Source organism: Streptomyces sp. NPDC055025 (genome assembly GCF_053608565.1).
Window position 1 is genome coordinate 63,952 of record NZ_JBSGVS010000030.1, and the last position, 22,942, is coordinate 86,893.

At 70.6% G+C, this 22,942-nt stretch carries 16 protein-coding genes; 8 read left to right on the forward strand and 8 right to left on the reverse strand.

The genetic code is table 11. The annotated features are described in order from the left end of the window. Window positions 1-24: 24 nt before the first annotated feature. The gene (locus ACWGDX_RS19835) at window positions 25-369 is read left to right on the forward strand and encodes a hypothetical protein (protein WP_453627232.1); all 345 of its coding nucleotides are present in this window, start codon (window positions 25-27) and stop codon (window positions 367-369) included. Here the strand turns inward: ACWGDX_RS19835 and ACWGDX_RS19840 are convergent. After that, complete coding sequence (locus ACWGDX_RS19840) at window positions 351-1,091, reverse strand: class I SAM-dependent methyltransferase (protein WP_453627234.1); 741 nt, start codon at window positions 1,089-1,091, stop codon at window positions 351-353. The genes ACWGDX_RS19835 and ACWGDX_RS19840 overlap by 19 nt on opposite strands. A 154-nt stretch (window positions 1,092-1,245) precedes the next feature. Between ACWGDX_RS19840 and ACWGDX_RS19845 the strand changes: the two genes are divergently transcribed. Next, the gene (locus ACWGDX_RS19845; protein WP_453627236.1) at window positions 1,246-1,620 is read left to right on the forward strand and encodes a DUF6343 family protein; all 375 of its coding nucleotides are present in this window, start codon (window positions 1,246-1,248) and stop codon (window positions 1,618-1,620) included. Window positions 1,621-1,754: 134 nt separating this feature from the next. On the opposite strand, the gene ACWGDX_RS19850 is transcribed toward ACWGDX_RS19845, so the two are convergent. The 4 genes from ACWGDX_RS19850 to ACWGDX_RS19865 all read right to left on the reverse strand — a co-directional run bounded on the left by ACWGDX_RS19850 (window position 1,755) and on the right by ACWGDX_RS19865 (window position 5,738). Beyond that, entirely contained in the window at window positions 1,755-2,159 is a 405-nt protein-coding gene (locus ACWGDX_RS19850; RefSeq protein WP_453627238.1) for a tetratricopeptide repeat protein, read from the reverse strand. Between the two features lie 74 nt (window positions 2,160-2,233). Further along, entirely contained in the window at window positions 2,234-2,839 is a 606-nt protein-coding gene (gene coaE / locus ACWGDX_RS19855; RefSeq protein WP_453627240.1) for a dephospho-CoA kinase, read from the reverse strand. A gap of 166 nt (window positions 2,840-3,005) precedes the next feature. Then, the gene (locus ACWGDX_RS19860) at window positions 3,006-3,953 is read right to left on the reverse strand and encodes a PAC2 family protein (protein WP_363080118.1); all 948 of its coding nucleotides are present in this window, start codon (window positions 3,951-3,953) and stop codon (window positions 3,006-3,008) included. Window positions 3,954-4,214: 261 nt separating this feature from the next. Then, the gene (locus ACWGDX_RS19865) at window positions 4,215-5,738 is read right to left on the reverse strand and encodes a flavin monoamine oxidase family protein (RefSeq protein ID WP_453627281.1); all 1,524 of its coding nucleotides are present in this window, start codon (window positions 5,736-5,738) and stop codon (window positions 4,215-4,217) included. A gap of 416 nt (window positions 5,739-6,154) precedes the next feature. Between ACWGDX_RS19865 and ACWGDX_RS19870 the strand changes: the two genes are divergently transcribed. Continuing rightward, window positions 6,155-7,138: a right-handed parallel beta-helix repeat-containing protein gene (locus ACWGDX_RS19870; protein ID WP_453627242.1), complete on the forward strand. Its 984-nt coding sequence runs from the start codon at window positions 6,155-6,157 to the stop codon at window positions 7,136-7,138. A 129-nt stretch (window positions 7,139-7,267) separates the two neighbouring features. On the opposite strand, the gene rpsA is transcribed toward ACWGDX_RS19870, so the two are convergent. Continuing rightward, window positions 7,268-8,773 (reverse strand): 30S ribosomal protein S1, encoded by a 1,506-nt coding sequence (rpsA, locus tag ACWGDX_RS19875; RefSeq protein ID WP_365902437.1) that lies wholly within the window; start codon window positions 8,771-8,773, stop codon window positions 7,268-7,270. A 354-nt stretch (window positions 8,774-9,127) separates the two neighbouring features. Between rpsA and ACWGDX_RS19880 the strand changes: the two genes are divergently transcribed. Then, window positions 9,128-9,997 carry a class I SAM-dependent methyltransferase gene (locus ACWGDX_RS19880; protein ID WP_453627244.1) on the forward strand — a complete coding sequence of 290 codons (870 nt, stop codon included), beginning with the start codon at window positions 9,128-9,130 and terminating at the stop codon, window positions 9,995-9,997. Window positions 9,998-10,161: 164 nt separating this feature from the next. Next, entirely contained in the window at window positions 10,162-12,837 is a 2,676-nt protein-coding gene (locus ACWGDX_RS19885; protein ID WP_453627246.1) for an ATP-dependent RNA helicase, read from the forward strand. Between the two features lie 115 nt (window positions 12,838-12,952). On the opposite strand, the gene ACWGDX_RS19890 is transcribed toward ACWGDX_RS19885, so the two are convergent. Both ACWGDX_RS19890 and polA read right to left on the reverse strand, forming a co-directional pair. Next, the gene (locus ACWGDX_RS19890; RefSeq protein WP_453627248.1) at window positions 12,953-14,629 is read right to left on the reverse strand and encodes a lytic transglycosylase domain-containing protein; all 1,677 of its coding nucleotides are present in this window, start codon (window positions 14,627-14,629) and stop codon (window positions 12,953-12,955) included. 394 nt (window positions 14,630-15,023) lie between these two features. Then, complete coding sequence (gene polA / locus ACWGDX_RS19895) at window positions 15,024-17,732, reverse strand: DNA polymerase I (protein WP_453627250.1); 2,709 nt, start codon at window positions 17,730-17,732, stop codon at window positions 15,024-15,026. A gap of 157 nt (window positions 17,733-17,889) precedes the next feature. Between polA and ACWGDX_RS19900 the strand changes: the two genes are divergently transcribed. The 3 genes from ACWGDX_RS19900 to ACWGDX_RS19910 all read left to right on the forward strand — a co-directional run bounded on the left by ACWGDX_RS19900 (window position 17,890) and on the right by ACWGDX_RS19910 (window position 22,828). Further along, a complete protein-coding gene (locus ACWGDX_RS19900; protein ID WP_453627252.1) occupies window positions 17,890-20,184 on the forward strand; it encodes an FdhF/YdeP family oxidoreductase in 2,295 nt (764 codons plus the stop codon). Between the two features lie 194 nt (window positions 20,185-20,378). Next, the gene (locus ACWGDX_RS19905) at window positions 20,379-20,843 is read left to right on the forward strand and encodes a hotdog fold thioesterase (protein WP_453627253.1); all 465 of its coding nucleotides are present in this window, start codon (window positions 20,379-20,381) and stop codon (window positions 20,841-20,843) included. A gap of 755 nt (window positions 20,844-21,598) precedes the next feature. Beyond that, window positions 21,599-22,828 carry a branched-chain amino acid ABC transporter substrate-binding protein gene (locus ACWGDX_RS19910; protein WP_453627255.1) on the forward strand — a complete coding sequence of 410 codons (1,230 nt, stop codon included), beginning with the start codon at window positions 21,599-21,601 and terminating at the stop codon, window positions 22,826-22,828. Window positions 22,829-22,942 lie beyond the last annotated feature (114 nt).

The window sequence follows — 22,942 nt, forward strand, 5'->3', positions numbered from 1 at the left end:
CCGACGAGCCGACCAGGACCGCCCATGTCCGTGACAGATCACCGGCGCCGCCTCGGCACCGCCGCCGGGGCACTGTTCCTGTCCGTCCTCCTCGCGGGCTGCTCCGGCCTCGGCCAGAACGCGAGGGGCACCATCGCCTACAGGACGGAACAGCACCACGAGGTCCAGGTGTCCAACCCCCTGGTCAGGGGCTGCCACCGGCTGACATCCCCCGGAGCGGTCGAGCTCACGAACCGCACGCTCGTCGATCTCATGATGTACCGGTCGGCGAACTGCACCGGTGACCACACGACGTACATCGCCACCACACTCTCCGACGTGATCGCCCCCGGCTCCGGCCCCTGGCACAGCTACACGATCGTCCACTGACCGGGCTGGTCGAGGGGCTGTTTGGGCACGGCCCTGACCCATGTCCCGTCGTCCGTCAGATAGCTGTCGACCACCAGTCCCGCCGCGTCGAGATACCCCTCGAAGGCCTCCTTCGTCAGCGGACGCGACCGGAACGTCTGCGTCCAGCGGACGTCCGGGAAGACATACTCGGCGTGTACGGAGTTCACTCCGTCCCCGACGGGGTCGGAGGACACGATCCGTACGGTGCAACCGGCCGGATCCACCCGCTCCCGAGGGACCATGGTGTGCCAGTCGAGCCCCTCGCGCTGGATCAGTACGCAGCCGTCGTCGGCGACATGTCTGCGGCAGGTGCGCAGCAGACCGTCCCGGACGCGGTGCTCGCCCACGTGCACCAGATACGACGCGAGCATCACCACATCGAAGGTCTCGTCCAGCTCCAGCGACTCGATCGGGCTCTGTACCGTACGGGCACCACGTATGCGCTCCAGCATCTCCGCGGACTCGTCCACGGCCGTCACGGCGAAGCCGCGCTCCAGCAGCGGATGGGTCACCCGGCCCGCTCCGCAGCCCAGTTCCAGCACCGAGGCGCCCGCGGGCACGGCTGCCGCGATCACCTCGGGCTCGGTGCGGGCGGAGAGACGGGAGTACAGCTCGACGGCGCACCCGTCCGGGGTGAGGGCCCCCGGGCCGGTGCCCTGATGTCCCTGGCGATATCCCTGACGCGGTTGTCCCTGCCCCATCGATAAGCTCATGTCGCCGGAACGAGCGGCCTCCCGCGCCGGTTCCCTCGGTCTCGCTCCCTGGCGAGGACAAGACATCTTCGACATCGCCCGCCCCCGGGCCGGGTCGGAGTCCGCGTCCGCGGGTACACACGGGGTGGGAGGTGCGAGAGCCATGCGCACCGGAAGTGAACCGGCCACCGCGCGCAGCCCGCTGCGTATGCGGCTCTGGCTGAGCATATGGGGCCTGATCTGGACCGCCCTCGGGACCGGCGTGCTCGCGGTCGCCGGGCGGACGGGATGGGCCGTCGCGTGCGGGGTGCTCTTCCTGATCGTCGCCACGGACCTGGTCCTGGTGGTGCGCCACATCCGTCAGGGGCCGCACTACCAGCCCGGACGGGACATCCCTCCGTACGAACCCGACCACGAGCGCGAGCGCCGGCCCGGGGACCACGGTCCCGACGGCGGCCGCGCCCGGCACCGGGTTCCCGACGAGGGCCGACGTGACGACGGCCCGGGACACGGCCGGTACGGGCGGCACAGACCGTGACCCACCCCGTGACCGACCGGTGACCGCCAAGGCTCATAGGTGACCGCCTGCCGCGAGCGGCCAGGTCGGCGCCGCGCGGGCTGGTGGTTACGGCGCGGTGCGGTCCGGTACGAGGCGGTGCGGTCCCGTACGAGTCAGTCGTCCGACGGCGAAATGTCCCCGTCGGCGCCGCCGCGGCTGTCGGAATCGAACTGCGCGGCCTTGACGTACTCCGGCTTGGGATCGAGCGCCGCCGCCAGCCGGAAGTGCCGTTTCGCCGGCTCGGGGCGGCCCGAGCGCTGGAACGTCCGGGCCAGGGCGAAGTGCGCGAACGCGTTGTCCGGCTCACGCTCCAGCACCAGCTCGAATTCGAGTTCGGCCGGGCGCAGCTGCGCCGCCGCGAAGAACGCGCGGGCGCGCAGCAGCCGGGCCGCCGTGTTCTCCGGGTGGGCGGCGATCACCGAGTCGAGCAGCTTCACGGCTCCCCGAGGATCCCGTGCGGCCAGGAGTTGCTCGGCCGCGCGATAGTCGATGATGTGGGTCTCCGGGCTCTCGGGCACGGTTCGCATCCTTTCCTGGCTGCGCGCTTTCAACGCCAGCGCGTCGGTCGCTGTTCGACACCCCGTCGCATCGGTCAGCGGTCGGCCGCCGCGCGCTCGGTCAGTTCTTTCCACACCTCGCGAACCCGCGGTTCCAGCCGTTCCAGCGGTCCGTCGTTGTCGATGACGACATCCGCGACCGCGCGGCGCTCTTCACGGGTCGCCTGCGCGGCCATCCGGTCGCGCGCCTCGGACTCCGCCATCCCCCGCTGCCGTACGAGCCGGTCGAGCTGTGTCTCCGGCGAGGCGTCGACCACGACGACCAGGTCGAACAGCCCGGCCATGCCGTTCTCCACCAGCAGGGGCACATCGTGCACCACGACCGCGTCCGGCCCGGCCTCGCTCTCCAGTTCCGCCGAGCGGGCACGGACCAGGGGATGAACGATCGCGTTCAGCGCGCGGAGCCGGTCCTGGTCGGCGAAGACGATCGCGCCGAGGCCGGGGCGGTCCAGACGCCCGTCCGCGGTGAGCACCTCCGGACCGAACTCCGCGACCACCGCGGCCAGACCCGGTGTCCCCGGCTCCACCACCTCGCGTGCGATCCGGTCGGAATCGATCAGCACCGCTCCGTAACCGGTCAGCAGACGGGAGACCTCGCTCTTGCCCGCGCCGATCCCACCCGTGAGTCCCAATCTCAGCATGCGCTCAGCCTAGGGCGTGTCGTCACGGTCCTGTCCGCCGGTACACCGAGCGGCCGCACGGTTCCAGCGGCTGCTGGGCACCGTACGGCCGTGAACACTCACGAGCGGAAGCGCGGAAATCGCCAGGACGGGCGGGCGACCCCGCCCACGGAAATCGCCAGGACGGTCAGGCTCCGCCGCCCTCGCCCTCCCGCTCCGCGAGGAACTTCTCGAATTCCCGGCCGATCTCGTCGGCGGACGGCAGCTCCGCCGGCTCGGCGACCAGATTGCCACGGGTCTCGGCGCCCGCGATGGCGTCGTACTGGTGCTCAAGTCCCTGGACCATCGAGACGAGTTCCTCGTCGCCCTCGCCGAGCTGCCGCTCGATCTCGGTCTGGGTGCGCTGCGCCTCCGTACGGAGGGAGTGCGCGATGCTCGGCAGCACCAGCCCGGTCGCCGCCGTGATCGCCTCCAGCGCGGTCAGCGCCGCGTCGGGGTACGAGGACCTGGCCACATAGTGCGGTACGTGCGCCGCGACACCGAGGACATCGTGGTCGGACTCCATCAGCCGGTACTCGACGAGCGACTCGGCGCTGCCGGGCACCTGGGCCTCGTCGAAGGCGTTGCGATGCCCCGGCATGAGGTCGGTGCGGTTGCCGTGCGGGGTGATACCGACGGGGCGGGTGTGCGGAACGCCCATCGGGATCCCGTGGAAGTTGACGGACAGACGCACGCCGAGACGGTCCACGATCTGCTGTACGGCGAGCGCGAAACGCTCCCACTCCACATCCGGCTCGGGCCCGGAGAGCAGCAGGAACGGCGCACCGGTCGCGTCCTGTACGAGCCGTACGTCGAGCGTCGGCGTCTCAAAGGCCGTCCACCGGTCGCGCCGGAAGGTCAGCAGCGGACGCCGGGCGCGGTAGTCGACCAGCCTGTCGTGGTCGAATCGGGCCACCACCTGGTGCGGCAGCGACTCCAGCAGGTTCTCGACGATCTGGTCGCCGGTCTCACCCGCGTCGATATAGCCGTCGAAGTGGTACAGCATGACCAGGCCCGCCGACTCCTGTGCCAGCGCCACATCGACGACGGCCAGGCCCTTGGGCTCCCATTCGTACAAACCCTGCGGATCAAGCACGATTACCGCTCCTCCTCGTGTTCGTAACGAAGAACGCGTCATGGGGCGCAGGCATTCCCCACGCCCCATGTCACAAACCCGCGGTCATGAAGTGCGCCCCCGATCATCGGCTCGCGCCCCGCCCTCCGACAGCGCCCCGAACGCGCCCCCGGGGCCGGGGACCGGCTCCGGGGAGGTCCGGAGCCGGTCCCCCAGACATCAGGCGTCAGCCGTCAGGGGTCCGGTGCCGGCCGTCAGGCGTCCGGTGTCAGGCGTCCGGTGTCAGGCGAGAACGCGTGCGTGCAGCGCCGTGACCGTCCTGCGGGCGGAGGTGAAGGCACCGTGCTGCCAGGCGTCGGCGTACGAGAGATGGTCACCGGCGAAGTAGACATGCCCGGTGGGCTTGTTGAGCGGGTCGAAGACGGGCGCGTCGGGCCCGCCGGACAGGGAGTGCCAGGACGCCTCCAGATACGGGGTCTGCCGCCAGTGGTGGGAGAAGGACGAGGCGAGTTCGCTGCGGTACTTCTCGCCATGGATCTTCACGCCCTGCGCCACGGCGCGCGCCTCGCGCTCGCGCGGTGTGAGCTGGGCGTACGAGTCGGCCGACGCGCCCGTGTTGTAGTACCCGACGATCAGACCGCGCCGGCCGTGATGCCCGTAGGACGGATACCAGACATGGGCCAGATCGAGATCGGTCTCCGTGATGCCGCCGTAGATCCGGTGATCGCTCTCCCACCAGCGGCTGCGGTATTCGAGCCCGATCTTGCCGGCCGACGACGGCCGGCAGGCCTCCAGGGCCGTCTGTACGGCGGGACCGAGATTGTGCGCGGTCTTGGCGAGGATGTTGGGCGGCAGCGCGGCGACGCAGTAGTCCGCGTGGATGGTGCGGACCCGCCCGTCGCCGCGGTAGGTGACGGTCACGCCGTGCGCCGTGTCCGTGATCTTCTCCACGGCCGCACCGGTTCTGATCCGGTGCCCGCCTATCGCCCGGGTCAGTGCCGCCGGTATCCGGTCCATACCGCCGACGGGCTGGAACATCAGCATCGCCTGGTCGTAGCCGAATTCGAAGGAGAAGTAGCGCCCGACCCCGCTGGAGAAGACCTCGGACGCCGAGGGCACCGGGCCCAGCTCGACGCCCGGGGTACCGGCCGCCCCCGGGTCCACGCTGTAGCCTCGGCGGTCGCTGCCGGTGTAGGTGAGCCGGGAACCGATGTCCCCGAAGCCCCTGAGGAATTCCAGCAGCCGCTCCTGGTCCCCGGCGGTCAGCTCCCCGTCCAGCGCGCCCTTTCCGGCCGCCTTGGCGAGCAGTTCGGAGACATAGCCGTACATATCCGCCTTGGCGGTGCGAAAGCGCACCGGGACGGTCATGCCCGCCTTCTCGTTGTAGATGTACGCGTTGGCGTTGGAGTTGGTGAACACCTCGACGGGAACGCCCAGTTCACGGCAGTAGTCCATGGTGACCATCCACTGCGGGATACGGGCGGGTCCCGCGTTCAGATACTGGCCGTCGCTGAACCGCGCCGTCTGGCGGTTGCCGTACAGATCGAGGTTCGAATCCCCGCCGCGCACGGTGAAGTTGCGCCCGCCGGTGCGGTCCCGGGCCTCCAGGACCGTACAGTCGTATCCCGCTTTGCCCAGTTCGTACGCGGTCGTCAGCCCGGCTATGCCGCCGCCGACGATGACGACTCTGGCCGCGCCCCGGCCCGTGAGGGTGAAGTCGCTCTTCCGGGGCGCGCGGAAGACGGGTTCGCGGCTCGCGGCCTCGGCGGTGGGGGCGAGACCCAGGGCCCCCATGGTGGCGAGCATCGCCCCCGCTCCCCCGGAGATGCCCACCTGCCGCAGGAATCCGCGGCGGGTGGTGCCCGTGCCCGTCATGGTGTTCGGCGCGTGACTCATGTCCGTTACCCCTTCCGGCTGTTCAGATGTGCCGGGATCCTGGCAACGGCTTGTTACGGCTCGTCAGATGCGTGCGTATCCCACGCGTTGCTCTCCGCTCACCACCTCACTCAGCGCCCCCACCGGCGGAGCCGCGGGCACTTCCGTGCACACTTCCCTTGGTCTGGACCTGGATATTGGTCTGGACCTTGACACACCCAGGGCGCGTCCCTACCGTCACGGAACAGCAGAGTTCAGAAACCCGTCCAGCGTTCACGTATGAGTACGCTACGGGAAGTGACTGGCCTGCCTCGGCACCACTCGGACTCCACGGGAAGGCACCCCACATGCGCACCCGAACACCGTTCCCCGCCCTGGTCCCCGCCCTGCTGGCAGGACTGCTCGCCACCGGAGGGCTGTCCCTGCTCGCCTCGCCGGCCGGAGCCGCCGGAACCGCCGCGGTCATACAGGTGACCACCGCGGCCGAACTCAAGGCGGCTCTCACCGCTGCCCGCCCCGGCGACACCATCCAGCTCGCCAACGGCACGTACAAGGGCAACTTCAAGGCGACCACGCCCGGCACCTCCGGATCGCGGATCACGCTGACCGGTTCGTCCGGCGCGGTCCTCACCACCGGAGGCGGGGGCTACGCCCTCCATCTCAACGGCGCCGCGTACTGGACCGTCAAGGGCATCACCCTCACCGACGCGCAGAAGGGCATCGTCGCGGACGCGGCCAACGGCGTCGTGATCGACTCCGTGACGGTGCACAACCTGGACATGGAGGGCGTGCACTTCCGTCAGTCCAGCAGCGACGGCATCCTCAGGAACTCGCGGATCTACGACACCGGCAACGACGGCCGGGGCATGGGTGAGGGTGTGTATGTCGGCACCGCCAACTCACTCTCCGACCGCAGCGACAACGCGCAGATACTCAACAACACCATCGGTCCCGATGTCGGCGGCGAGAACGTCGACATCAAGGAAGGCACCACCGGCGCGCGTGTCATCGGCAACACCTTCGACGGCAACGGCCTCACCGGCGCCAACTACGACGACTCCTGGGTCGATGTAAAGGGCAACAACGTCCTCGTCGAGGGCAATACCGGCAAGAACACCACCAACAACGGCTATGAGACCCACACCCAGCAGAGCGGCTGGGGCTGCGGCACCGTCTTCCGCTCCAACAAGTCGGACCTCCGTGGCTCGACCGGCGCCAACCAGCTCGCCGTCAATGTCACCAACAGCGGTTCGAGCTGCCGCACCACCGTCCACAGCAGCAACACCGTGACCGGCGGCAAGGGCCTGACCAATATCCCGGTCACCCCCTGACCTCGTCCGGCTCCGGACACGCGTAAGGCCCGCCCCCCGAGGGGAGCGGGCCTTACCACGTTCCACTACCGGACGCTCACGCTACCGGCCGGAGCCGGAGGCTGGAGCAGCCGGCCGGAGACCGGAGCGTCAGCTCTGGCCGCCCGCCAGCTTCTCGCGCAGGGCCGCCAGGGCCTCGTCCGACGCCAGGGCGCCGGAGTTGTCCGCGGACTCCGAGGAGTACGAGCCACCCGAGGCGACGGGAGCACTGCCACCGCCGGCGGGAGCGGCAGCACCCTCGGCAGCGGCGGCCTCGTCGGCCTCGCGGGACTTGATGACCTGGGCCTGGTGCTGCTCGAAGCGCTGCTGCGCCTCGGCGTACTGGCCTTCCCACGCCTCGCGCTGGGTCTCGAAGCCCTCGAGCCAGTCGTTGGTCTCGGGGTCGAAGCCCTCGGGGTAGATGTAGTTGCCCTGGTCGTCGTAGGACGCGGCCATGCCGTAGAGCGTCGGGTCGAACTCGACCGAGGCCGGGTCGCTGCCGAAGGACTCGTTGGCCTGCTTCAGCGAGAGGCTGATGCGGCGGCGCTCCAGGTCGATGTCGATGACCTTGACGAAGATCTCGTCGTTGACCTGGACGACCTGCTCCGGGATCTCCACGTGGCGCTCGGCCAGCTCGGAGATGTGCACCAGGCCCTCGATGCCCTCGTCGACGCGGACGAACGCACCGAACGGAACGAGCTTGGTGACCTTACCCGGGACGACCTGACCGATCTGGTGGGTCCGGGCGAACTGCTGCCACGGGTCTTCCTGCGTCGCCTTGAGCGAGAGGGAGACACGCTCGCGGTCCATGTCCACGTCGAGAACCTCGACGGTGACTTCCTGACCGACCTCGACGACCTCGGAGGGGTGGTCGATGTGCTTCCAGGACAGCTCGGAGACGTGCACCAGACCGTCGACCCCGCCGAGGTCCACGAACGCACCGAAGTTGACGATCGAGGAGACGACGCCGGAGCGGACCTGGCCCTTCTGGAGCGTCGTGAGGAAGGTCTGACGGACCTCGCTCTGGGTCTGCTCCAGCCAGGCACGGCGGGACAGGACCACATTGTTGCGGTTCTTGTCCAGCTCGATGATCTTGGCCTCGAGCTCCTTGCCCACGTAGGGCTGGAGGTCGCGGACGCGGCGCATCTCGACGAGGGAGGCCGGCAGGAAGCCACGGAGGCCGATGTCGAGGATGAGACCACCCTTGACCACCTCGATGACCGTACCGGTGACGATGCCGTCCTCTTCCTTGATCTTCTCGATCGTGCCCCAGGCGCGCTCGTACTGCGCACGCTTCTTGGACAGGATGAGACGGCCTTCCTTGTCCTCCTTCTGGAGAACCAGGGCCTCGATCTCATCGCCCACGGCGACGACCTCGTTGGGGTCGACGTCATGCTTGATCGAAAGTTCGCGGGAGGGAATGACGCCTTCGGTCTTGTAACCGATGTCGAGCAGGACCTCGTCCCGGTCGACCTTCACGATGACGCCGTCGACGATGTCGCCGTCGTTGAAGTACTTGATCGTCTCGTCGATCGCGGCGAGGAAGGCTTCCTCGTTACCGATGTCGTTGACCGCAACCTGCGGGGTGGTGGCGGTGGTCTCGGTGCTGCTCGTCATGTGGGAAAGGGCTCCGGTACGGACAGTGAGTCGTAGGTACTGCCACGCCGTGAACCCGTATCGCCCCTGTACAAGCCGGACAGCCAAGGAAGCGCCGCCCCCGGACAAAGGGTGAGCGCCTCGACAACCGAGGAGACTTTCATACAAGTGCGAGCGCGGCTGCTACGTCTGAGGCGCGCAGGCCCGCAGCGCAACCTTTAGCATACGGGGGCAGCCGGGCACGGTCAATGCGCGAAGGCGCACACCCGGGGCGGAACCTCTCATACCCGGCACAATTCGCGTTTGATGAGGCCAGAACACCCGTCCGAGGCTGCCCATCACCGCTACTTCCCGCACACTACGACGACGGACACGATGATCCAAGAGCATGAGCCCGAAGCGGCACCGGAACCCCAGGCGACACCGGACCAGCAGGTGACGCGGGATCCCGAGGCGACCCGCCGCGACAGCGGCTCCACGGAGAGCAGCCGGGCCAACCGCGGCTGGTGGGACCGGAACGCGGACGACTACCAGACCGAGCACGGCACCTTCCTCGGCGACGACCGTTTCGTCTGGGGCCCCGAGGGCCTGGACGAGGTGGAGGCCGGGCTGCTGGGCCCGCCGGAGTCCCTGCGGGGACTGGACGTCCTGGAGATCGGCGCGGGAGCCGCCCAGTGTTCGCGCTGGCTGGCGGGGCAGGGCGCGCGCCCGGTGGCGCTCGATCTCTCGCACCGCCAGCTCCAGCACGCGCTGCGTATCGCCGACGGCCGGTCCCTGACGTTCCCGCTGGTGCAGGCCGACGCGGGGACGCTGCCCTTCCGTGACGGCTCCTTCGACCTGGCCTGCTCCGCCTATGGCGCGATGCCCTTCGTCGCCGATCCGGTGGGGGTCTTCCGCGAGATACGGCGTGTCCTGCGGCCGGGCGGGCGGTGGGTCTTCTCCGTCACGCATCCGATCCGCTGGGCGTTCCCCGACGAGCCGGGGCCCGAGGGCCTGTCGGTGTCGGCCTCGTACTTCGACCGCACGCCCTATGTGGAGCAGGACGAGCGGGGGCACGCGGTCTATGTGGAGCACCACCGCACGGTCGGAGACCGGGTACGGGACGTGGTGGCGGGCGGCTTCCGGCTGGTCGATCTGGTGGAGCCGGAGTGGCCGGCCTGGAACACCCAGGAGTGGGGCGGCTGGTCCCCGCTGCGCGGGGGTCTGATCCCGGGGACGGCGATCTTCGTCTGCGAACGGGACTGAACAGATACGGGACCCGGGACACAGCGGCAAAGAGGCAAAGGGGCCCACGCGCACACGGGCACACGGGCACACGCGCCCACGGGACTGAGACGTACGGTCCCGGGCCACGGTCCCGGCACGGCACCCGCCGCACCGCGGGGCCGTTTCCGTACGACACTGAGCGGGTGATCCGCGACGACCTCCTCGGCAGCCTGCCCGTCCACACCGCCCTTCCCGCGCTGGAACGGGCGCTCGACGGCCATGGCTGCGCGGTGCTGTGCGCGCCCCCGGGCACCGGTAAGACGACGCTCGTGCCGCTGGCGCTGGCCGGGCTGCTCGGCGACGGTCCCGTACGGCGGGTGGTCGTCGCCGAGCCACGGCGGATCGCGGCGCGCGCGGCGGCCCGCCGGATGGCCTGGCTGCTCGGGGAACGGGCCGGGGAGCGCGTGGGCTTCACCGTGCGCGGGGAGCGTGCGGTGGGGCGCGCGACGGTGGTGGAAGTGGTGACCACCGGAGTCCTGCTCCAGCGGCTCCAGCGGGACCCGGAGCTGGCGGGGGTCGACGCGGTGATCCTCGACGAGTGCCATGAGCGGCATCTCGACGCGGACACGGTGGCGGCGTTCCTGCTGGACGTACGGGCCGCCCTCCGGCCCGGACTGCGGCTGGTGGCGGCCTCGGCGACGACGGACGCGGCCGGGTGGGCGCGGCTGCTGGGGGACGCGCCGGTGGTCACCGCGCGGGACGTGTCGTATCCGGTGGAGGTGGTGTGGGCGCCGCCGGGGTCGCCGGTGAGACCACCGCACGGGATGCGGGTCGATCCGGCGCTGCTGACGCATGTGGCGTCGGTGGTACGGCGGGCCCTGGCCGAGCGGGACGGCGATCTGCTCTGCTTCCTGCCGGGTGTGGGGGAGATCGGCCGGGTCGCGGGGCAGTTGGGGGAGCTGGGCGCGGAGGTGCTTCAGGTGCACGGGCGCGCACCGGCGGCGGTGCAGGACGCGGTCCTGGCCGGTTCACCGGGTTCCGCGGGCTCCCCGGCCCGCCGCCGGATCGTCCTGGCCACCGCCGTCGCCGAGTCGAGTCTGACCGTTCCCGGGGTACGGATCGTGGTGGACGCGGGGCTGGCGCGGGAGCCCCGTACCGACCACGCGCGGGGGCTGAGCGCGCTCACGACCGTACGGGTGTCCCAGGCGGGCGCCGCGCAGCGGGCCGGACGTGCCGGACGCGAGGCGCCCGGCACGGTCTACCGCTGCTGGAGCGAGGCCGAGGACACACGGCTCACCCGCTTCCCCTCCCCCGAGATCAAGGTGGCGGATCTGACGGCCTTCGCGCTCCAGGCGGCGTGCTGGGGCGACCCCTCGGCGGCGGGTCTCGCACTGCTGGACCCACCGCCGGCCGGGGCGCTGGCCGCCGCGCGTTCCGTGCTGAGCGCGATCGGCGCGGTGGACGCGGCCGGGCGGCCGACCGGCCGGGGCGTACGGATGTCGCGCCTCGGTCTGCACCCCCGGCTGGCCCGCGCCCTGCTGGACGGGGCGGCCGAGGTGGGCGCGCGGCGGGCGGCGGAGGTGGTGGCACTGCTGAGCGAGGAGCCGCCCCGGGAGTACGGGGACGATCTGGCGGCGGCGTGGCGCGCGGCGCGCAGGGGCGGTGACGGATACGCGGCACGCTGGCGCCAGGAGGTACGCCGTCTGACATCGGCGGCGGGCGGCGACGGACCGGGACCGGCGCCGGGTACGCGGCGGGACCCGGGCGCGGCCACGGAGCCGGCCCACGGGTCCGGCGCGGGGCCGGGCTCCGGGACGGTGTCCAGGTCCGGCGCGGGGTCAGGCTCGGGCCCCGGGTCGGGGACGGGCCCGGGGCCGGTGTCCGGTGCCGGCTCGGGGCCCGGCGCGGGGAGCGACGATGTCGCCGCCGGGCTCGTCACCGCGCTCGCCTTTCCCGAACGGGTGGCTCGGGCGCGCGGTGAGGGGGCCTTCCTGATGGTCTCCGGCACCGGCGCCGAGCTGGGTCAGGGGTCCGGACTGCGGAGCGCGCAGTGGCTGGCGGTGGCCGTCGCGGACCGCCCCGCGCACTCCGCGTCCGCACGGGTACGGCTCGCCGCCGTCATCGACGAGGACACCGCGGGGACCGCCGCCGGGCATCTGCGGGTGGCGGGCGAAGAGGTGCGCTGGGAGGACGGTGAGGTGGTCGCCCGGCGGGTGGAGCGGCTCGGCGCCGTGGAGCTGGCCGTACGGCCCCTGAAGAGGCCCGACCCCGGTCTCGTGAGGACCGCCCTGCTGGACGGTCTGGCCCGGCACGGGCTCGGACTGCTGCGCTGGACGCGGGACGCTCACGGGCTGCGCGAGCGACTGGCCTTTCTGCACCGGGAGTTGGGCGAGCCCTGGCCGGATGTCTCGGACGCCGCCCTGCTGTCCCGTACGGAGGACTGGCTGGAGCCCGAGTTGTCGCGCGCCCGCCGCCGCTCCGATCTGGAACGGATCGACGCGGGCCAGGCGCTGCGGCGGGTACTGCCCTGGGCGACCGGCGACGCGGCACGGCTGGACGAACTGGCTCCGGAGCGTATCGAGGTGCCCAGCGGCTCACGGATACGGGTCGAGTACGGCGGTCCGCAGCCCGTACTGGCGGTCAAGCTCCAGGAGTTGTTCGGCCTGGGCGAGACCCCCGCGGTCGCGGGCGTGCCGGTTCTGGTCCATCTGCTCTCCCCGGCGGGCCGGCCCGCGGCGGTCACGGCGGACCTGGCGTCCTTCTGGCGGGACGGCTACCGCGCGGTACGTGCCGAGCTCCGTGGCCGCTACCCCCGCCATCCCTGGCCCGAGGACCCCTCGGCGGCGGTGGCCACGCGCCGTACGAACAACCGGCGCTGAGAACGCCGAGAACGGCGTTCGCCCGCCGTCCCCCGTCCGGGCGGACAGGGGGCGGCGGGCGTCGACGGGTGGCACGCGAACGGGCGGGAGCCCTCGGGGCCGTGGGCCCCAGCCGTCAGGCGGGCGCGGCGACCGTCAGGGTGATGTCGAACTTCACGCCGTTCTCGGTCACGAGACGGAGCACGAAGGTGCCCGTGGTGTCGTCCGTGTAGATCTTCGGGAGCTGGAGAACACCGTTGGCGTCCGTGACGCGGTTCAGACTCCGCAGCGGGTTGCCCGCCTCGTCCTTGAAGTACGGACCGGCGGCCGGTGTCGTGGCATCGTCCGCGGAGGTGATCACCGTGGCGGTCACCCCGACACCCGCCACGGCGACACCGCCGGACGTGGCCTTGACCTCGACCGTCTCGGCGAAGTCCGCGCCGGGCGCGGCCGTCAGCGCCCTCTGCTCGCCGGCGAGCGTGTCCGTCTGCCGGGCCGTGACACTCGCGGTGTACTCGACGGCCGCGACATCCTTGCCGACGACCGTGGCCCGGACCCTGAACTCGCCGGCCTGCTCGCCCGCCTGGAGCACCGGGGCACCGGCCAGGCCGTCCTTGCCCGTGGTGACGGTCACCACGGAGAGGCCGCCGCTGAAGCGGGCGTCCGTGGTGCCGGTGATCTCGAACCGTACGGGCACCTCGGCGACCGCCTTGCCCGTCGCGTCCTCCGCCCGTACCCCGGCACGCTCGGTGAACGCTCCGCCGGCCACGGCGGTCAGCGTCCCGGTGACCGTCTTCTCCAGCCGCTCGACGACGGGCTTCGGGGCGGGCGGCGTGGTCGGGTTCCCGTCGTCCGGCTTGGGCGGCTTCGGGGTGCCCGGACCGCCGGACGGCGGGGTCGGCGAACCGGTGCCCGGCTTCGACGGTTTGGGGCCGGTGGCCGGCGGGGTGGGGTTCGGGCCGGGCGAGGTGCCGGGGTCGGCCGGACCAGGGCCTTCGGGCAGTACGCCGGTGCCGTCCGGGACCTCGTGCGTACCGTTCTTGTAGTACGCGAACCAGGTCAGGACCGTGTTCAGATACTCCTGCGAGTGGTTGTAGCCGAGGATCGCCTTGTGCAGATCCGCATCGACCGAGAGGTCGCGGTTCCCGGCGCACAGGTACTGCCCCGCGGCCAGCGCGGCGTCGTAGATGTTGTTGGGGTCCTTCTGTCCGTCGCCGTTGCCGTCCTGGCCCCAGGTGGCCCAGGTGGACGGGATGAACTGCATCGGGCCGACCGCGCGGTCATGTGTCGTGTCGCCGTCGTACTGGCCGTTGTCGGTGTCGCTGATATTGGCGAATCCCACACCGTTGAGCACCGGGCCGAGGATCGGGGAGAGCGTGGTGCCCTGGGCGTCGACCCGGCCGCCGCGTGCCTGGCCCGACTCCACCTTGCCGATGGCGGCGAGCAGTTGCCAGGGCAGATTGCAGCCGGGCCTGCTCTCCGCGAGAGCCTGCTCCGCCTGTCGGTACGCGGCCAGGACCGTGGCCGGAATGCCCGCTTCCGCCGGACCCGTGGCCGGCAGGTCTATCGAAGTGACCGGCTTGTCCGGCGTCGTGAGCGGCGGAAGCTCGGTGTAGTACGGGGAGTTGCCGGTGACCGGCGTACCGGGGGGCGGTGTCGCGTCGGCCGCCTGGGCGTTGCCGCCGGTGTCCGTGTCCTTGTCCGTGGGGATCGCGCCGGGTGCCTGAGAAGCGGAGAGGGCGGCGATCGCCGCCGCGGCCACCGCCGTCGTCATGGCTCCTTTACGCAGTCGGCGGCCGAATAGCGCTGCCATACGTCTGGTCCCTCCCGGTGCACGTCTGTTCGCGCTCCCCGCGCGTGGACTCAGGCGACACTACGTCAACTCCAGGCCCCAGCACATCGGTGCGTGACCGGTATTCACCAGTTCGCCACCTCCGGGACCCCCAAGTGCCCTCCGGGCCGGTACGAAGGATCCTTCCCGGCCGCCCCGGTGGCCAGGCGCCCGGCACCCGCGTACTTCAGGCGCCCCGGGAAAAGGGCCGGTGCGGCCCCGAGGCACCAGGAAGGGACCTCAGGACCGCACCGATCAGAGCACCGGTCACCGCGCCGGTTCTCCACCGGTCACCGCACGTGCTCTCGGTTCTCCGCCGGTCGGCCGGCCGTCGTTCTCCACCGGTCGGCCGGTCGTCGTGCCGGTGCTCCGCCGGTCAGTGCGCGGCCGACTCCCAGTCCGTGCCGACGCCCACCGAGACATCCAGGGGCGCGCGCAGCTCGACCGCGCCCGACATCTCGCGGCGCAGCAGCTCCTCCACCCGCTCGCGCTCGCCCGCGGCGATCTCCAGCACGATTTCGTCGTGCACCTGGAGAAGCATCCGCGACTCCAGGGCGGCTTCGGTCAGCGCCCGGTCGACCTTGAGCATGGCGACCTTGACGATGTCCGCCGCGGTGCCCTGGATCGGGGCGTTGAGCGCCATCCGCTCGGCCATCTCCCGGCGCTGGCGGTTGTCGCTGTTGAGGTCCGGGAGATAGCGGCGGCGGCCGAGCATCGTCTCCGTGTATCCCGTGGCCCTGGCCTCCACGACCGCGCGGTGCAGATAGTCCCGTACACCCCCGAAGCGCTCGAAGAACGTGTCCATCAGCCCGCGCGCCTCGGCCGCCTCGATACCGAGCTGCTGGGAGAGACCGAACGCCGAGAGCCCGTAGGCCAGTCCGTACGACATCGCCTTGATCTTGCGGCGCATCTCGGGGTCGACGGCGGGCTTCTCCACGCCGAACACCTGGGAGGCGACGGTGGTGTGCAGATCCTCGCCGGAGGTGAACGCCTCGATGAGCCCGGCGTCCTCGGAGAGATGCGCCATGACGCGCAGCTCGATCTGGCTGTAGTCGGCCGTCATCAGCGACTCGTATCCCTCGCCGACGACGAAGCCGCGCCGGATGGCCCGGCCCTCGTCCGTGCGGACCGGGATGTTCTGGAGGTTGGGGTCGGTGGAGGAGAGCCGGCCCGTCGCCGCCACCGTCTGATTGAAGGTGGTGTGGATACGGCCGTCCGCCGCGATCGACTTGATCAGGCCCTCGACCGTGACCCGCAGCTTCGCCTGCTCCCGGTGGCGCAGCATGATCACCGGCAGCTCGTGCTCGGTCTGGGCGGCGAGCCAGGCCAGCGCGTCGGCGTCCGTCGTATAGCCGGTCTTGGTCTTCTTCGTCCTGGGCAGGCCCAGCTCGCCGAAGAGGACTTCCTGGAGCTGCTTGGGCGAGCCGAGATTGAACTCATGGCCGACCGCGGCGTGCGCCTCCTTCACGGCCTGCTGCACCGCGCCCGCGAACTGCTGCTCCATGGCCTCCAGATGCGCCCGGTCGGCGGCGATGCCGGACCGCTCCATCCGGGCCAGCAACTCGGAGGTGGGCAGCTCCACCTCGTCGAGCAGCTCGGTCGCGCCGACCTCACCGAGCCGCTCCGCGAACGCGTCGCCCAGATCGAGGACGGCGCGCGCCTGGGTCATCAGCGCGTCGGCCTCGGCCTGCTCGTCGGTGCCGAAGGCGAGCTGCCCGTCCTCGGCGGCCGGGGCCAGCTCACGGCCCAGATACTCGATGGCGAGGGCGTCCAGCGCGAACGAACGGCGGCCCGGCTTGACCAGATAGGCGGCCAGGGCGGTGTCCATCGTGACGCCGCCGACCCGCCAGCCGTGCTCGGGCGCCACCCGCATCCCGCCCTTCGCGTTGTGCATGACCTTCGGCCGGGCCGCGTCACCGAGCCACCCCGCGAAGGCCCGCTCGTCGGCCTCGTCCAGCTCGGCCGGGTCGAACCAGGCCGCCGCGCCGCCGGCCGCGGCGAGCGCGATCTCGCCGACACTCCCCGCGCCCAGCGCCCAGGTGTCGACCGTGGCGACCCCGAGCGGCTCGCCGCCGTGCTCGGCCAGCCAGGGCGCCAGCTCACCCGGGCCCAGCACCGTGCCGTCCAGCTCCACACCGGCGGCGGGCGCCGGGGCCTCGTGCTCGGCGGCACCGGGGTCCACCGCGAACAGCCGCTCGCGCAGACTCGGGTTACGGATCTCCAGCACGTCCAGCACCCGCTTCACGGCCGCGAGGTCGTACGGCGCGCGCTTCAGCTCCTCGGGGCCCTTGGGCAGCTCGACATCGCGCACCATCTCCGTGAGCCGGCGGTTGAGCTTGACCGACTCCAGATGGTCGCGGAAGTTCTGTCCGGCCTTGCCCTTGATCTCGTCGGCGCGCGTGGCCAGTTCGTCGAAGGAGCCGAACTGGTTGATCCACTTCGCCGCGGTCTTCTCGCCGACCCCCGGGATACCGGGCAGATTGTCCGACGGGTCGCCGCGCAGGGCCGCGAAGTCCGGATACTGGGCGGGGGTGAGTCCGTACTTCTCCTGGACCTTCTCCGGGGTGAAGCGGGTCAGCTCGGAGACGCCCTTGGTGGGATACAGGACTGTCGTGTGCTCGCTGATGAGCTGGAACGAGTCCCGGTCGCCGGTGACGATCAGCACCTCGAAGCCCGCGGCCTCGGCCTGGGTGGCGAGCGTGGCGATCACGTCGTCCGCCTCGAAGCCGTCGATCGCGAACCGGTCCGCGCCCATCGCGTCCAGCAGCTCGCCGATCAGCTCGACCTGCCCCTTGAACTCGTCGGGTGTCTTCGAGCGGTTCGCCTTGTACTCCGGGAACTCCTCGGAGCGCCACGTCTTGCGGGAGACGTCGAAGGCGACCGCGAAATGCGTGGGCGACTCATCACGCAAGGTGTTGGCCAGCATGGACGCGAAGCCGTAGATGGCGTTGGTCGGCTGACCGGTCGCGGTCGTGAAATTCTCCGCGGGCAGCGCGAAGAAGGCTCGGTACGCCAGGGAGTGCCCGTCCATGAGGAGCAGGCGTGGACGGTTGTCTGCGGTCTTCTTCGATGCTGTCTCAGCCACAGACCCGATCCTGCCACGTCGCACTGACAACCCGCCCCGCCGTACGGACAACCCCGCCCCGCAACGATCCCGACACCGGCCGGACGTAACGTTGCCACAGAGACGTGGGAGAATTGAATACTGTAGACAGTCGACACTTAGGCTCAAGGAGAGCGTGATGGCCAGCAAGCCGCCAGCAGGTGATCCAGCACAGGACTCACCGCGGGTAACGGCCCCCAAACACGCCGCGGCGGGAATCCCCGCCGTCGCGCATTCACTCCTCATCTCCCACCAGCAGATGGGTGTGCGAAGGACCGCACGGACGCTTCTCAAGGTCAACCAGAAGAACGGCTTCGACTGCCCCGGCTGCGCCTGGCCCGAGGGGGACCACCGGCACACCGCGGAGTTCTGCGAGAACGGCGCCAAGGCGGTCGCGGAAGAGGCCACGGTGCGCCGGGTCACCCCCGAGTTCTTCTCCGCGCACCCCCTGTCCGACCTCGCCGGCCGCAGCGGCTACTGGCTGGGGCAGCAGGGCCGTATCACCCAGCCCATGCTGCTGGACACCGCCGAGGATCCCGAGCACTACAGACCGGTGAGCTGGGAACGGGCCTTCGCGGTCATCGCCGAGGAGCTGACCGCGCTCGGCTCCCCCGACGAGGCGCTCTTCTACACCTCGGGCCGCACCAGCAACGAGGCCGCGTTCCTGCTCCAGCTCTTCGCCCGCGAGTTCGGTACGAACAATCTGCCGGACTGCTCCAACATGTGCCACGAGTCCTCCGGCTCGGCGCTCGTCGAGACCATAGGCATCGGCAAGGGCAGCGTCTCCCTGGAGGACATGCACCAGGCGGATCTGATCATCGTGGCCGGCCAGAACCCGGGCACCAACCACCCCCGGATGCTCTCCGCGCTGGAGAAGGCCAAGTCCGCGGGCGCGAAGATCATCTCCGTCAATCCGCTGCCCGAGGCCGGCCTGGAGCGGTTCAAGAACCCGCAGACGCCCCTCGGCATGGTCAAGGGCGCCGCGCTCACCGACCTCTTCCTCCAGATAAGGATCGGCGGCGACCAGGCCCTCTTCCGGCTGCTGAACAAGCTGATCCTCCGGACGCCCGGCGCGGTCGACGACGCCTTCGTCCGTGAACACACCCACGGGTACGAGGAGTTCACGGCCGCCGCCGACGCCGCCGACTGGGACGAGACGCTGACCGCCACCGGTCTGGAGCGCGCCGAGATCGAGAAGGCGCTCGCCCTCGTCCTCGCCTCGCGGCGCACCATCGTCTGCTGGGCGATGGGCCTGACCCAGCACAAGCACTCCGTGCCGACCATCCGCGAGGTCGTCAACTTCCTGCTGCTGCGCGGCAACATCGGCCGCCCGGGGGCGGGCGTCTGCCCGGTGCGCGGCCACTCCAATGTGCAGGGCGACCGCACGATGGGCATCTTCGAGCGGCCGGCCGACAGCTTCCTCGACGCCCTGGACCGCGAGTTCGCCATCACCTCGCCGCGCCACCACGGCTACGACGTCGTACGGTCCATCGAGGCGCTGCGCGACGGCAAGGCCAAGGTGTTCTTCGCGATGGGCGGCAACTTCGTCGCCGCGACCCCCGACACCGATGTCACCGAAGCCGCGATACGGCGCGCACGGCTCACCGTCCATGTGTCGACCAAGCTCAACCGCTCGCACGTGGTCACCGGCGCCCGCGCGCTGATCCTGCCGACCCTGGGCCGTACCGACAAGGACGTCCAGGCGGGCGTCCGGCAGATCGTGACCGTCGAGGACTCCATGGGCATGGTGCACGCCTCCCGGGGCAACCTCCCGCCCGCGAGCCCCCATCTGCTCTCCGAGCCCGCCATCGTCACGCGGATGGCGCGCGCCACGCTCGGCCCCGGGTCCATCACTCCGTGGGAGGACTTCGAGAAGGACTACGGGAACATACGCGACCGGATAGCCCGCGTGATCCCCGGCTTCGAGGACTTCAACGAGCGGGTGGCCCGTCCCGGCGGCTTCGCGCTGCCCCACGCGCCGCGCGACGAGCGCCGCTTCCCCACCGCCACCGGCAAGGCCAACTTCACCGCGGCGCCCGTGGAGTACCCGAGGCTCCCCGAAGGCCGGCTGCTGCTCCAGACCCTGCGCTCGCACGACCAGTACAACACCACCATCTACGGCCTCGACGACCGCTACCGCGGTATCAAGGGAGGCCGCAGGATCGTACTGGTCAACCCGGAGGACGCGGCGGCCCTCGGTCTTGAGGACGGCTCGTTCACCGATCTGGTCAGCGAGTGGAAGGACGGCGTGGACCGGCGCGCGCCCGGCTTCCGGGTGGTGCACTACCCGACCGCGCGCGGCTGCGCCGCCGCCTACTACCCGGAGACCAATGTGCTGGTCCCGCTGGGCGCCACGGCCGATACGAGCAACACCCCGGCGAGCAAGTCCGTGATCGTACGGTTCGAGCGGACGGACTCCGAGCGGACGGACTGAGAACGGCGGGGGCGGCCGGCGCCGGGGGCCCGCGCCGGCCGCCCGTTCCGTACAGCCCGTTCCGCAGCCGCGCGGTCCGTCCCCGGGTGCCCATGTGATGGCCGCCCTAAGCGTTCGCTCAGTCATCTGGTAAGCAGGACCGTGCACAGCGCACACGCCGAACGACCGCAGACGATCCGATCGGAGCCGGGCCCATGGGTGAGCAGTCGACCGCGAAGCTGCCGCAGGACATCATCGACGAGTACTCCGCGCTCGGCGTCGATCTGCCCGCGCTCTTCTCCGCCGGGCATCTCGGCAGCCGGATGGGGGTGGAGATCGTCGAGGCGTCCGCCGAACGCGTCGTCGGCACCATGCCCGTCGAGGGCAACACCCAGCCGTACGGACTGCTGCACGGCGGCGCGTCGGCCGTCCTCGCCGAGACCCTCGGCTCCGTCGGGGCGATGCTGCACGGCCGCAGCTCCAAGATCGCCGTGGGGGTGGACCTCAACTGCACCCACCACCGCGGTGTCCGCGGCGGGACCGTCACGGGTGTCGCGACCGCCGTCCACCTCGGGCGCACCACCACGTCCTACGAGGTCGTCATCACGGACGAGCAGGGCAGGCGGGTCTGCTCGGCCCGTCTGACCTGCCTGCTGCGCGACGCCACCCCGCGGCCCTGACCCCGGCGCCGGGACCCGGCGGTGCGCGACGGGGCGGGTGACCGAGCGGCGCGGGGCCGAAGCGGGCACAGCCCTGCGTGAACCGGGCGCGGCGTCCGGACAACCGGACGCCGCGGACCCCCCGATCCGGGCATCGGGCATCCCGTACCCGCCGCGGCCCCCCGCCTCGTCACCTTCCGTAGTACCTCTCCCCCAAGCTTCGCGGTGGCTCCGCACCCTGGGAGCCGAGCCCCGCCGAAGCGGGCCGCGCCATCGCCGCACCCGGCCACCCCTCACCGGTAAGAGCCTGGTCGGAGCAGAAAACGATTGTTACGGCGCATATCCGGGATTGCGGAAAAGTCCCGCGGAATGTCGGATTCCCTTTCCTGGACGTAACACTCGGTAATAAACACGCAATACAACAGCCGAGCCCCCCACTCGGATCCGGCCACCCGGAGGATCCCGCCGCCGCCCTCCGGCGGCCCCGCCCCGGCCGGTCCCCCTCGCCGGGGCGGCTCCGCGCCGTCCTGCTGATTCTCACCATCCGGACTGCCGAACGGTATTAAAGCGCCCTTTCCACCCCGTCCATCCGATCTTCGAATCTCTCCTGTCATAACAAGAGAGTCACAGCATGGCCTGGACCTCTGCACCATTTCGACCGGCGCGCTTAGAGTCACGGCCAGTCACCGCGCCACCGGATTACCTTCAGTTCGGTTCCCGCGCTCGACTCGGTGCGTCCCAGGGGGGGCGGCCGTGCCAGGTGAAAGGACTGAATCGTGCGTCAACGTTCGCTCATGGCCATGACGGCCGCGCTCACGGCGGGGACACTCGCGCTGACCGCCTGTGGCTCGCGCGACGAGAGCAAGGGTGGTACCACCGACGGTGGCAACACGACCGTCGTCATCGGGATCGACGCCCCGCTGACCGGCGACCTCTCCGCGCTGGGCCTCGGCATCAAGAACTCCGTCGACCTCGCCGTCCAGCAGGCCAACGCGAAGAAGTACGTCCCGGGCGTCACCTTCAAGTTCGAGGCCCTCGACGACCAGGCGCAGCCGTCCTCCGGCCAGCAGAACGCCACCAAGTTCGTCTCCGACCCCGAGGTCCTCGGCGTCGTCGGCCCGCTCAACTCGTCCGTCGCCGAGTCCATGCAGAAGGTCTTCGACGACGCCAAGCTGGTCGAGGTCTCGCCGGCCAACACCAACCCGGCGCTCACCCAGGGCCCGGAGTGGAACGGTGGCACCAAGCAGCGGACCTACAAGTCGTACTTCCGTACGGCCACCACGGACGCCATCCAGGGCCCCTTCGCCGCCCAGTACATCTACAACAAGGCCAAGAAGACCAAGGCCTTCATCATCGACGACAAGAAGACCTACGGCGCCGGTCTCGCCGGCACCTTCACCGAAGAGTTCGAGAAGCTCGGCGGCAAGGTGGTCGGGACCGACCACGTCAACCCCGACACCAAGGACTTCAGCGCCGTCGTCACCAAGGTCAAGAACTCCGGCGCCGACGTCGTCTACTACGGCGGTGAGTACCCCGCCGGCGGTCCGCTGAGCAAGCAGATCAAGGACTCCGGCGCCAAGATCCCCGTCGCCGGTGGTGACGCCCTCTACAGCGCCGAGTACATCAAGCTCGCCGGCGCCGCCTCCGAAGGCGACATCGCCACCTCCGTCGGCGCGCCCATCGAGACGCTCGACTCGGCCAAGGAGTTCATCGCCAACTACGAGAAGGCCGGCTTCAAGGACGCCTACGAGGCGTACGGCGGCTACTCCTACGACTCCGCCTGGGCGATCATCGAGGGCGTGAAGAAGGTCGTCGAGGCCAACGACGGCAAGCTCCCCGAGGACGCCCGCGCCAAGGTCGTCGACGCCGTGCAGACCGTCTCCTTCGACGGCGTCTCCGGGAAGGTCTCCTTCGACGAGTTCGGTGACACCACCAACAAGCAGCTCACGGTCTACTCCGTCGAAGGCGGAGCCCACAAGCCCGTCGAATCCGGCACCTTCGGCTGATCAGCCGCTGACTCCGTAACTCCCACAGCCGCGCGGGGCGGCCCCCAAAGCGCCCCCCGCCGGGGCACCAACCAAGAAAAAAGCATGAGCCACCGTGCACGAAATTACGCAAAA